Below are 12,795 nucleotides of genomic sequence, written 5' to 3'. Positions count from 1 at the left end.
GTCTTACAATTCTGCAAGAATAGCTTTCAGCAATCCTTTAAAGTCTCCTTTGACACGTTCGGTAACTTCTACTACTTCTTCGTGGTTAAGTTCCTCTTGGAAACCAGCCGCAAAGTTGGTAATACATGAAATACCAAGAACCTTCAAGCTAGAGTGTACTGCAACGATAACTTCAGGAACGGTTGACATTCCGACAGCATCAGCACCAAGTGTTTTATAAGCACGGATTTCAGCTGGAGTTTCATACGTTGGACCAGTTACACCGATATAAACACCGTCATCAAGTCTAACACCAAGCTTTTCAGCAACTGCATGAGCTGTAGCACGATATTCTGGAGTGTAGGCTTTTGACATGTCTGGGAAACGTGGACCGAAGTCATCTAAGTTTTCACCGATTAGAGGGTTTTGGCCTGTCATATTGATGTGGTCAGTGATAGCCATCAAAGTACCAGGACCAAAGCCGATACCTCCAGCAGCGTTGGTTACAATCACACCTTCACAGCCCAAAACTTTCATGACACGAACTGGGAAAGTCACCACCTCTAGTGGGTTCCCTTCATAGAAATGGAAGCGTCCTTGAAGTGCTAAAACCTTACGTCCTGCAAGCTCACCGTAAACCAATTTTCCAGCGTGTCCAACAACAGTAGAACGTCCCCAGTTTGGAATCTCAGCATAGTCTACCACAACTGGATTTTCGATTTCTTCAGCAAGTTCTCCCAGTCCTGATCCAAGAATCAAGCCGAACTCTGGTGCTTCTACTCCCTTTTCTTTTAAGAAAGCAGCTGTTTCATTGATTTTTGCTAATAATGTCATTGTTGTCTCCTTCATAATCTTTTAAAAATTGACCGATTTTGTCAAAGGTTTTTGCATTTCGAATCGTAATATTACGATAGAAAGGCATCTTAAGCAGATACTTGTGATAGGCTGTTTTGGTATAGGTTTCTTCTGAGAATTTGCCCCAGAAGATTCCCAGTTTCCCGAAATGAAGCACTTCATCTACCAGTTCCATACTTTCGACTTTCTCAATGACTTGCTTGGTATCCAGTCCCTCAGTATAAAAGAGAACATCCTTTCGAGCCATTTCTTGGAACCACCATTCCGGAAGAGTTCTAAGCTCCTCTTCGTAATCTTCTTGACTTAACAAGGAAAAATGTTGGATAAATGGATAATGCTTGTTAAAGAAATCCTGTAGCCTCTCAACCAACTGAGTTCTAGGTATACTAGTATCAAAGAAAATATTGCCACTATTGATGTAGGTTTCAACATTTTCCAATCCCAACTCTGTCAATTCTTGACGAAGCTGGTCCATGACCACCTTATGTTTTCCACCGACATTGATCCCTCTAACCAGTAATGCAAAGCGAGTCATCTTAAACCAATTTATCTAAGAAACTTTCACCAATCATAGCTTTATCAACGCCAAAGTTATCAGCGATTGTCGCCGAAATATCAGCAAAATGACCGATTGGTAGGTGTCCATTTCCTTTTAATGATGGGCTGTAGGCCAAAAGTGGAATGTATTCACGAGTATGGTCTGTACCAGCATAAGTAGGATCATTACCATGGTCTGCAGTAATCATGAGTAAATCATCTTCTCTCATAGCAGCGATAAGTTCTGGCAAGCGCTCATCAAACTCATGCAAACAATCACGATAGCCGTGTGGATCACGGCGGTGACCGTAAAGTGCATCAAAGTCGACCAAGTTAGTGAATGAGAATCCTTTTTCAAACTCAGCAAGTCCCATCGTTGTCAAAAGCGTGTCAATACCGTGGCTATTTGACTTATTGTGACCCATATCATGGTTGATACCTGCACCGTTGAAGATATCGCTGATCTTACCAACTGAGTAAGTATCGATACCTGCTTCGTTCAATTTATCCAAAACAGTTGGTGCAAATGGTGAAACTGCCAAATCACGACGATTTGCAGTACGTGTGAAGTTTCCAGGCTCACCAACATAAGGACGAGCAATAATACGTCCTAGAAGAGCTGGGCGCTCAAGGGTAATTGAACGAGCGTATTCACAGATACGGTAGAGTTCATCCAAAGGAATGATATCTTCGTGAGCTGCGATTTGAAGAACTGGGTCAGCTGATGTATAGATAATCAACTCGCCAGTTTCCATTTGGCGTGGTCCAAAGTCATCGATGACAGCTGTTCCTGAGTATGGTTTGTTGGCTTCACGAATAACCTTACGTCCTGAAAATTCTTCGATTTTAGTAAGGATTTCCTCTGGGAATCCATTCCAAAAAGTATCGAAAGGTTCAGTGATATTAAGTCCCATGATTTCCCAGTGACCAGTCATGGTATCTTTACCTAGAGATACCTCTTCAAGCTTAGTCGCATAACCTGTTGGATTGCTCTCAGCTGGAACTGTCTTCAATGGTGTTTCGCGAGGAATATTCCCAAGACCAATCTTAGCCATATTCGGTACATTCAAACCAACTGATTTAGAGATGTGTCCTAATGTATCAGATGCTCCATCTGGAACCCCTGCATTGACAAAGTTATTAGCATCTGGTGCTGCACCGATTCCTACAGAATCGAGTACCACCAAGTGAATACGTTTAAATTTTGACATCGTTTGCCTCCTTTATTTCCCTTTTGTTGAAGTTAAAACCTGAACGCCAGTTTGTCCTGCAACGATCACTTTATCAACCATTTGATTAAATAAACCGTGCTCAACAATACCAACCTGGAGATCCAATTGACGACCAAAAGCAATCGGATCTTCAATAACACCTAAATCAAGATCAATGATGAAATTTTTCATATCCGTCACAAAGCGTTGGCCATCTTTTTCACGAAAACTTGGCTTACAACCAGCTTTTTCAAAACGTCGGAAAACCTGTTCTGCTCCGTATTGGACAACTTCGACAGGTAGTTTGAAAGCGCCCAGTTTCTCAACCATCTTACTCTCGTCTACCACCCAGATATACTGTTTAGTTGGTGTCGCAACTACTTTTTCCATTAGAAGTGCACCGCCACCTCCTTTGATACCATTAAACTGACGATCCACCTCATCAGCTCCATCAACAGTCACATCAACCTCATCCACCTCATCGATAGACTTAAGCGGTATATTCAATCCTTGTGCCTGTTTTGTTGTTACACTCGAAGTCGTTACGGCTGTAATTTGAAGTCCTTCCTCCTTGATTCTACGACCGATCTCCTCTACGAAATAATAGGCAGTCGAGCCTGTTCCAAGTCCTACAACCATTCCGTCGGTTACGAACTCAGCAGCCTTGATGCCTGCTATTTTTTTCAGATTTTCCACTTAAACACCTCCAAACAAAAAGCTACTTTTATTATAACATGAATACGCTTTAAATTCATCCTTGCACTAGAAAAACCCGAACATTTTATTTCGGGTTTCTGATTCTTATTTAACCATGTCAGGATCGTAGTCATAAAATCCTGTGTCAAGGAAACGATTTTTTGGATGGAGTTTACGGACTTGCTCGTCCAACAAGAAGGCTTGGTCATGCGTAAAGCTTCCCTCTTGAATCAAGCTACGGGCTTGGATGAAGAGTTTTGCAATCTCAACAAAATCTTGCCCTGGAGTATAAAGTCCTTCTAGCTTCCAATGAGTGAAACCATGCTCTACCAACTCTGGCAATTTGGTCATCAAATCAAGGTCGTTATTGGCAAAAATGTGAGTTCCATGATTGTCTTCAAAAATTGAGTAATGGCTATCTGGATCACTAGGCTCTGCTAAGAAGAGGTCGCGTTGACGTGTTTTTTCATCATCAATCTGAGTAAAATTATAGTAATTCTGCAAGAGTGGACGCTTAGAGTGGTGGATAACACTTGCTCCATAGACCAAAATTTCAGCAGGAATTTCCAAAATTTCAGGCATTTTAAAGAGTTCAGCTGATGGAATTTCACGAGCCAATACTGCCTCAGAAGCGCCAGCCTTTTGTCCCCAGAAATTGATCTGACGGCTGCTAGTCACCATTGTCGATGCGTCATAGATGGTTTTAAAAGAATAACCATCGCGATTGACAACATAAAAGACACCTGCATCCCCAACAGTAATGTAGTCTGTTTTAATTTCTTCCAAGAAATCAAGGAAGGGCTTGATACGATCCATCATATCCTGATGCATAAGAGCATTGACCGCTACGATCAATTCCTTACCTGCATCATGAACCAGACCAGCGATGATTCTCAGTTCATCATAAGAAAAAGTCTTTGGTAGGCGAAGTCCAAAATCTTTTTCACCGACATAGATGCGGTCAACTCCCGCCTCTAGTAATTCTTTTACTTGTTCAATGCTTTCAGCAGTTGCTGTAATAATAATCTTTTCCATAAGAAAAATTATACCACATTTCTGAAAAATCAGCTATTCCCTAAAATGATAAATTTACTTATTATTTTTGTAACCTTACTGTAATAATTTTTTTCTTGAAAAATGGTAAAATGAAAGAGTACTGTTAAGGAGAGAATCATGCCCGTAAGAAAATATCAATCGTATGAGTTTGAAGAAGAGGAAACTCAAACAACGCTATACCAAGACTATGTTCCAGAAACCACTTCCGTTGCTAGTTTGAAGGAAGTTCTTTTCTTTGTAAACATTGCTTGTTTTTGCGTCTTTTTAGCCTTGTTTAGCTTTATCTTTTTAGCCCTCAAGTTTAATACAGTCTTAGCTTTTAGCCTAGCAATTGCCTTGAGTTTAGCGGCATCAAACTTTCAACGTTCAATGATTAAGAAGAAATTTTATTAGATTCAAAAGGTCGGGATTTTTGTCCCGACCTATTTTTTATAGGATAGCTAAAGAGCTGCGACTAGAAAAGCGATACTTGGTCTACCGCTTTCTAAGTCACAGCTTTTTTTATTTATTTTTACGCTTGGATGGTGTTTGGTTGGCGATTTTTACTTCAAAAGTTGTTTAGTTTTACAGAAATTTGACATATCCATAAAACTCCTTTTAGACATAGAGAGCGCTCCTTCTACTTCTAATCTTGAGAAAATGATCGACTTAAAAACATTGATGAAAAACAATTTCTTTTATCCGATAGATAGGAGAAATCATTTCACAAAAAGACACCCAGCTAGCTGGATGTCTTGGTCAGAGTTATTTTAGTTTTTCAACCAGGGGCAATAGCTCTTCTATTTTCTCAACAATTCGTTTTTGTTCTGCGAGTGGGGGGAGAGGGATGAGTAAGTTATTAATACTAGTAGTATTTAATGTTTTACCTTTGATTGCATTTTTACTTTCTCCCCATTGAGAAATGATTGGTAGAACATAAAACAACATATCTCTAAAAGAGTATTTATTGTCAACTAATGGAACAATTGAAATAATAGCTTCATTGTGAACCGCGTCAATTTTTAATATGGAAGTTCTTCCAACTGTTAATTTAAAGCTCATTAAAAGTATTTCTTTAGACACTGTTTTAACAAATTTTTCTTTAACTGCTTTTTTAGATACTTTTTCCTTTGTTGATTTTATAAAACCATAATCAGACATATCAGAAATAGAAACCCAAGGTAAATCATTACCCCACCATTCTGCTTCTGCTCTAGGCGGAGTTTTTCCAATTGAAAAATTAACAATATCCCCTAACCTCACCCACTTCCAAGTCTCAGGTATTTCAAAGGGGATTTCCTCTTCTGTGATTTCAGGAAGGGCTTTTTGTTTCTTGAGCTTTCCTTCTTGGATCAGCTTTTGCTTTTCGTCTTGGATGGCTTTATAAAGCTCTTGACTTGTGCCTTCTTCTGCTCTTTGCTTGACGAGTTTTCCTTGGATGGCTTGTCCAAGTATGGCTTTTTGCATATCAAGAGGGAACTTTTTGTTTAGTTCTTCTAGCCTAGCCCAGGCCTTTTCATATCTTTCGACCAGGGGCAAAAGCTCTTCGATTTTCTCAACAATCCGCTTTTGTTCTGCGAGAGGGGGTAGGGGGAGTATCATCTTTGACAAAGTTTGCCCATTGCAATTCGGCTGTGCTGTAGCAATCGTACCAATACGTAATTGTGACCAATATAGTTCACTGCCCATAAAATATTTTAAGAACTGAGGAACAATGTTTTTTCCATATTGTGTTCTAATAAGATATCCTGCATAAATTGCATTTTCACTTATATTTTTTACCAAAAATGATTTCCCAACAGTTCCGCCTGTTCTAGCAAATAAAATATCATTATTTTTTAGTAAGTATTGCTCAATTTCCTCTTCACGAATATCACAATATGGCACTGTATCCCAACATACAGAATCGTCTTGAATGTCACTTATACGAACCATTTTGATTCGCCCTTCATTTTTTGCAGGAGCATTATACCCATATTGTACCGATTTGGATAAGTCCCCCAACCTCACCCACTTCCAAGTCTCAGGTATCTCAAAGGGGATATCGTCTGCTGCGATTTCAGGGAGGGCTTTTTGTTTCTTGAGCTTGCCTTCTTGGATTAGCTTTTGTTTTTCGTCTTGAATAGCTTTATATAGTTCCTCGCCTGTGCCTTCTTCTGCTCTTTGCTCGACTAGTTTTCCTTGGATGGCCTGCTGCAAGATAGCATTTTTTAACTGTTGGGGCGTCATTGAATCTTACCTCCCAACAGTTTTTCTATCTCTTCTAGGACTCGGTCAATTTCTGCATTGAGGCTGGCTCTCTCTTCTTGGTACTCATGGATCAGATCGTGTGGTGCTAGGATGACTTCTTCTTCATGTGGGTAGCCACATAGATCGAGATTGTAGCCGTACTTTTCCTCTAGCTCTTCTCTGGTAAATTTCTTAGCCTTATCAAAACCGTCTACTAGGATTTCTTCTCGTTGATGCCACCATGAGATAACTGGTTCAAAGTGCTCTAACTTCATGGGTTTTGTTTTCGAGAAGTTCTTGTAGCCTTCTGGTTTATCTAGTCGATAAATCCAAGTCTCCTTTGTAGGACCTGTCTTATCAATGAAAAGAATATTGGTCGTAATCGAAGTATAGGGACTAAAGACACTAGATGGCAAACGGATAATGGTGTGTAGATTAAACTCATTTAATAGTTTCTTTTTGATATTGAGCTTGGCATTATCGGTACCAAATAAAAATCCATCTGGCAGGATGACAGCTGCTCGTCCTTTTTCTTTCAGACGATACATGATAACCGACATGAAAAGGTCTGCCGTTTCAGAGCTTGCTAAATCTGACGGAAAATGACTTTTGACATCCGCTTTTTCTGAACCACCATAAGGAGGGTTCATCAGGATAACATCAAATTTGTCATCATCTGTATAGTCGAGTACATCTCTAAGTAGCGTATTGTCATGATAGATTTGCGGGACATCCAAATCATGAAGAAGCATATTGGTAACAGCCAGCATATAAGGAAATTGTTTCTTTTCGATTCCATAGATAGAAGAAGAATAGGCTTCTTCATCAGCAACTGTCTCTACCTTTTGATGAAGCTCTTTGAGCCAACTTGTGATAAATCCACCTGTACCACAAGCCAAGTCCGCCATGGTTTCACCGATCTTCGGCTCTATCATCTTGGCCATAAAGTCCGTTACTGCACGAGGTGTATAGAACTCACCACTAGATCCTGCACTTTGTAGTTCTTTTAGGATAGTCTCATAGATTTCTCCAAAGGCATGGCTTTCATTATAATCTCCAAAGTCAATTTCATCAATGACATTGATAACTTGTCTCAGAAGGACTCCGTCTTTCATGTAGTTATTGGCGTCTTGAAAAACTGTCTGAACAATCGCTTTTTTGATTGGGGTCTCACGAGTGACTGCTAAGTTTTTTAGTGTTGGAAAGAGCGTGTTATTGACAAAATTCAATAAATCATCTCCCGTTAGAGCAAGTCCAGTCTTATCATCATGCGCCCAGTTAATCCATCGGCATTCATTGGGAATGATGGAGGTGTAATCGTCCTCGTTCATTTCCCAGTCACTTTCTTTTGCGTCGTATACTTTTAGCAAGAGCATCCACGTAATTTGCTCAATTCTTTGGGCATCTCCATTGATACCTGCATCGTTCCGCATAATATCTCGTAATCGTTTTATAAATCCTGATAGATTACTCATTATCAAATCCTTCCTTAGTTATAAATTGCATTTTGTAGTTCTTCTACAGCATGTTTATAGCCATCTTTTCCTCCAAAGTAACTAGCGATTTTAGATGGCTTACCTAATTTCATAAAAGGATCTAATCTCAAAACTTCCGTAGTCGTAATTTCTGTAATTCCTTTATTCATATACTTATCAAGCAGTGCTTCTAACACTTCTTTAGCAACTCCATTATAGCGACTAAAGAAATCCTGTTTCTTTACATTTTCTGCTCGTTCTTTTCTAGTCAGTGGTTTTTGATTAAAGGCAATATGGCAGATAAAATCAAAATCATCGACTTCTTCCATAGCCTGTTCTTTTTTGAGCTGTTCGATGTCAATCCCACGCTCCAGAAGTATACTTTGTATCTTGTCTTTTTTGGGGTCTTTTCTCCATTCACGAATAAAGGCATCTAATGTCGCGTATTCACCCCTAATATTTTCTTTGGTATAATCGACAATACTTTCCTGTCTCAGTAACTTACCATTTGTATCATAGACAGAGACTGTTTTATGAATGATTTCAACTTTGCAACCATTTCTATCAACAATTGGTTTTATTGCAGGAGGATTCGGTGGTGTACCATCTCCACCTTTCTTTGTTTTACCACCTTTAGGATTGTTTTCAGGGTCAAAGTCATCGTCAATTTCAATTGGACCATCCCAGTCTGGATCAGCAAAGAGTCTTGAAACATTTCTAAAGTCCATCACAACAAAGTGAGTCTTTCCTTCTTTTTCACGAAGTCTAGTACCACGACCAATAATTTGCTTAAACTCTGTCATCGATCCAATCATTTCATCTAAAACAATCAGTTTTGTCATCTTACAGTCTGCACCCGTGGAAAGAAGTTTAGATGTTGTGGCAATAACTGGATATTTTGCAGACACAGATATAAAGTAATCTAGCTTACTTTTCCCATAATCATCACTGCCTGTAATACGAACACAGTAGTCTGAGTTTTCTTTTACCATATCAGCATTATGGTTAACAAGGGCAATTCTCATCCTTTCAGCAGCTTCTTCTGTTGGGCAAAAAACAATCGTTTTTGCCATACGGTCTGTCGCCTTTAGATATTTTGTAATTTCACTAGCTACTTGGTTGGTTCTATCTTCTATGATGATGTTGTAATCATAGTCTGTATTGTTATATAGTCTATCTTCAATGAGGTTTCCAAATTTATCTTTTTGTCCTTTGACTGGTCTCCAACCATCACCAATATCAGTTGTAATATTGATTACCTTAAATGGTGCTAAAAAGCCATCTTCAATCCCTTTTTTAAGAGAGTAGGTATAAATCGGATCGCCAAAATAATTGATATTCGAAACATATTTGGTTTCCTTTGGTGTTGCTGTCATTCCTATCTGTGTAGCAGAAGAAAAGTATTCTAAAATTTTTCTCCATCTAGATTCTTCCTTAGCAGAACCGCGATGACACTCATCTACGATAATGAGGTCAAAGAAATCTGATCTAAAAAGCTCAGAAAAATGCTCCTTATCGTCCTCTCCAACTAATTGTTGGTATAGTGAAAAATAGACCTGATGAGAAGTAATCGTGCTAGGGTCATCCTTGGCTACGTTAATTTTATGAATGACTTTTTCAAGAGGAGAAAAATCTTGTTGAATAGACTGATCGACTAAGATATTTCTATCCGCCAAATATAAGATTTTTCTTTTCATCCCACTTTGAAGCAGTCTGTATACGATTTGAAATGCAGTATAGGTTTTTCCTGTTCCAGTCGCCATCACAAGCAATAATCTATCTTTTCCTGATGCAATTTGCTCAACGGTTCTGTTTACTGCAACCCTTTGATAATATCTAGGAGGGTAAGAGTTCATACTTGAGAAGTAAGGTTGATCAATGATTTTTTCTTCTTGTGAACTTAACCCTTCTCCATTATTCGATTCCGCCTTATATCTATTTATGAGCTCTTCTTCAGTAGGAAACTCATCCAAAGAAAGTTCTCGTTCTTTCCCAGTTAAAAAATCATGCTCAAAAAAACCATCTCCATTAGAACTATAAGCAAAAGGTACATCAAGCATTTCAGCATAGGTCATGGCTTGTTGTAAGCCGAACGACATACTATGCTTATTGTCTTTTGCTTCTACAATAGCAATTGGTTTATTAGGATTTAGATACAGTACATAATCTGCTTTCTTTGGTTTTTCTCTAGAAATTAAATTCCCACGGAGATTAATTTTACCATCTGTTATTTTTGTCTCCATGGTAATTTTATCTCTATCCCATTTAGAGACAATAGCAGGGCTAATATAATGAAATTTTATGTCTTCTTCTGTCATTTCTTTCTTTGTTAGAAGTGTACTCATTTTATATTTGCTCCTTGCTATTATTTATAGCATCTATTTCGGTGATATCGATAACAGATTATTTGTTTAAGTCATGAATCTATTACCAAATACTTGCCATTATTCATCGCACGTAATTATCATGCTACCTCAAAATTTAAAAGTATCTCATAAACTATCCATCTTATTTTATCATAATTACAAATTTTTCAAAATACCATATTGAAGTTCCCAATCTATAAAATTAAAAGAAAAGGTTAATCAGTAGACGATTCTACCAATTAACCTTTTCCCTCTTAAAGCATTTTAATTACATTTGATTTCTTTAGACCTTAACTGAACAGTTCTCTGGAACTATCTTTTTTATTTATTTTTACGCTTGGATGGTGTTTGGATAGCGATTTTTACTTCAAAAATCGTACCATGAGGTTTGTTATCTTTGACACTGATGGTTCCTTTAAGAGCATCGACAATCTGTTTGGCTAAGGATAAGCCTAACCCAAAACCACCTTTTTGCCGAGTACGAGCCTTATCAACCCTGTAAAAGCGATCAAAAATTTTCTTTTTATCTACTGCAGAAATACCAATTCCATCATCAGCTACTGACAAATAGAGATTACGCTCCGTCGTAGCAATGACAAAATGGATATCTCCTTCTTCTTCTGTGTACTTGACAGCATTGTCAAACAAGATAGTCATCAGTTGCTTAAGAAGAAGCTTGTCTGTTATGATGGTCCGATGGATGCGATTTTCAAAATGAAAAACGCGGTTATTTTCAGATGCGATCATCTCATAGTTAGTAAAAGTTGTGTTAAAGAAGGCTGGCTCTACCTCTCCTAATTCCGGTTTAATGCCGTCATCACGACAAGCTAAATTAAGGAGATTAGTCGTTAAAAAGCGCATATTACGAACTTCTTCTAGACTGGAAGCAATACTCTCACTTGACTCCATAATAGTTGCCTCAGGTTTTCTGAAAAGAGTTTCTAGACGATTTTGCAGAACAGCTAATGGAGTTCGTAGCTCATGACTGGCATTTTCCACAAAACTCTGTTGCTTTTGCATGCTTTCAAGTAGAGGTTTAACACTGACACGCGCAAGATAAAGGCTGGCAATAATGGATAAAATCCAGAAGCTAGCCATGACTACCACGATTAATTGCTCATGATTTTGACTAATTTGCTCTATCTGACTAGTATTTATCAAAACCGCTGCATACTTAATATTGGTCGAGACAGAATCGATATTTATTTCAGATAGAATCACTCGGTAAATCTCATCCTGACCATAACTATTCTGAACATGAAGTTGTCGAATATGATTCAAATCCTTTTTATTAAAAGTAATCTTATCAAGACCTAAAAAGCGGTTGCCAGTCACTAATTGATTCAAATTTGAATCTAGCAATATCACTTCCGTATTGGAACTAACCGTTGGTTTTTTATCAGAAGCTGGAGCAACATTGGCACTACCTAAATCCTTAACGTCCTCAGTTGCACGATTGACCGCCAATTGAATAACGTCCTGAGGATTTTTGCTCAGTGATAAGAGTTTTTCATCAACCGATGTGTAGAGACTGGAGTGCATAACCTGCAAGATAATCAAGGTCATAGCAGAGAAAATCAGAGTAAATACTCCAAAATTACGGATAAAATAACTGAAATCTTCTGCGTACCAATTCTTTTTAATTTTTTTAAACATGTTTTAAAATATACCCAACACTACGCAAGGTTTGGAGGTTTTCAGCAAAGACTGAGCCTTTTAATTTCTTACGAACTTTTGATACATAGACTTCTACCACGGAGATGGTTGTGTCACTGTCAAATCCCCACAAACGGTCAAAAATTTGTGTTTTTGGTAAGATCACATTTTGATTTTGGAGGAAATAAACCAAGAAATCAAATTCTTTACCTAATAGTTCCACAACAGTATCATTGATTTTAACTTCATTTGTAGATAGATTAACTGTCAAATCACCATAAGAGAGGGTATTTTCATTGAACTTACCAGAACGTTTGAGCAGCGCTTGGATACGCATCTTGAGCTCTTCTAGATAAAATGGTTTTGTTAGATAATCATCTGCCCCAAGCTCAAATCCATGTCCCTTATCATCAAGACTTTCCTTGGCTGTCATGATCAGAACAGGAGTCGAAATCCCTTTTTCACGCAATTCTTTTAAAACTTGGAACCCATTTTTCTCAGGTAACATCAAGTCCAATAAAATCAAGTCATAAACACCACTTTCGGCCTCATAAAGACCTTCTTCGCCATCAAAAACCTGCATGACATCCGCAAAATCATCCAAAAAATCAAAAACTGAATTTGACAGGCCTAGGTCATCTTCCACTAATAGAATTTTGATCATCAAAAATTCCTCCTTATTATACCTATTATAGCAAAAATATCTTAAAAAAAACTCAACTTCCCTTGTTTTTCCAAGAGAAAGTTGAGTTTTTG

General features: G+C 38.1%; 11 protein-coding genes. 1 reads left to right on the top strand and 10 read right to left on the bottom strand.

What is annotated here, in order from left to right:
- Positions 1–3: 3 nt before the first annotated feature.
- The 5 genes from AC3E7H_RS00055 to AC3E7H_RS00035 form a co-directional block, all read right to left on the bottom strand.
- Positions 4–813 carry a purine-nucleoside phosphorylase gene (locus AC3E7H_RS00055; RefSeq protein WP_490675898.1) on the bottom strand — a complete coding sequence of 270 codons (810 nt, stop codon included), beginning with the start codon at positions 811–813 and terminating at the stop codon, positions 4–6.
- Entirely contained in the window at positions 788–1,369 is a 582-nt protein-coding gene (locus AC3E7H_RS00050; protein ID WP_490675897.1) for a DUF1697 domain-containing protein, read from the bottom strand. Before AC3E7H_RS00050 ends, AC3E7H_RS00055 begins: the two co-directional genes overlap by 26 nt.
- 1 nt (position 1,370) lies before the next feature.
- Positions 1,371–2,582 carry a phosphopentomutase gene (locus AC3E7H_RS00045; protein WP_490675896.1) on the bottom strand — a complete coding sequence of 404 codons (1,212 nt, stop codon included), beginning with the start codon at positions 2,580–2,582 and terminating at the stop codon, positions 1,371–1,373.
- A 12-nt stretch (positions 2,583–2,594) separates the two neighbouring features.
- Positions 2,595–3,278 (bottom strand): ribose-5-phosphate isomerase RpiA, encoded by a 684-nt coding sequence (gene rpiA / locus AC3E7H_RS00040; RefSeq protein WP_049502970.1) that lies wholly within the window; start codon positions 3,276–3,278, stop codon positions 2,595–2,597.
- A 105-nt stretch (positions 3,279–3,383) separates the two neighbouring features.
- Positions 3,384–4,313 (bottom strand): peptidase U32 family protein, encoded by a 930-nt coding sequence (locus tag AC3E7H_RS00035; protein WP_075228663.1) that lies wholly within the window; start codon positions 4,311–4,313, stop codon positions 3,384–3,386.
- A gap of 138 nt (positions 4,314–4,451) precedes the next feature.
- Here AC3E7H_RS00035 and AC3E7H_RS00030 point away from each other — a divergent pair, with 138 nt between their 5' ends.
- Entirely contained in the window at positions 4,452–4,727 is a 276-nt protein-coding gene (locus tag AC3E7H_RS00030; RefSeq protein WP_049548330.1) for a DUF3270 family protein, read from the top strand.
- A gap of 351 nt (positions 4,728–5,078) precedes the next feature.
- Here the strand turns inward: AC3E7H_RS00030 and AC3E7H_RS00025 are convergent, their stop codons facing one another.
- From AC3E7H_RS00025 to AC3E7H_RS00005, 5 genes are all read right to left on the bottom strand, one after another.
- A complete protein-coding gene (locus AC3E7H_RS00025; protein WP_075228662.1) occupies positions 5,079–6,542 on the bottom strand; it encodes a restriction endonuclease subunit S in 1,464 nt (487 codons plus the stop codon).
- Entirely contained in the window at positions 6,539–8,017 is a 1,479-nt protein-coding gene (locus AC3E7H_RS00020) for a class I SAM-dependent DNA methyltransferase (protein ID WP_075228661.1), read from the bottom strand. The genes AC3E7H_RS00025 and AC3E7H_RS00020 overlap by 4 nt, the downstream gene beginning before the upstream one ends.
- A gap of 14 nt (positions 8,018–8,031) precedes the next feature.
- Positions 8,032–10,362, bottom strand: coding sequence for an EcoAI/FtnUII family type I restriction enzme subunit R (gene hsdR / locus AC3E7H_RS00015; protein ID WP_490675895.1), 2,331 nt, complete (start codon positions 10,360–10,362; stop codon positions 8,032–8,034).
- Between the two features lie 342 nt (positions 10,363–10,704).
- Positions 10,705–12,039 (bottom strand): sensor histidine kinase, encoded by a 1,335-nt coding sequence (locus AC3E7H_RS00010; RefSeq protein WP_490675894.1) that lies wholly within the window; start codon positions 12,037–12,039, stop codon positions 10,705–10,707.
- Positions 12,032–12,703, bottom strand: a complete 672-nt coding sequence (locus tag AC3E7H_RS00005; RefSeq protein ID WP_490675893.1) for a response regulator transcription factor — start codon at positions 12,701–12,703, stop codon at positions 12,032–12,034. Before AC3E7H_RS00005 ends, AC3E7H_RS00010 begins: the two co-directional genes overlap by 8 nt.
- Between the last annotated feature and the right edge of the window lie 92 nt (positions 12,704–12,795).

Source organism: Streptococcus sp. SCPM-O-B-15304 (M98) (genome assembly GCF_058200215.1).
The sequence above is the reverse complement of the archived record's forward strand: the minus strand, read 5'-3'. Positions and strand labels throughout refer to the sequence as shown.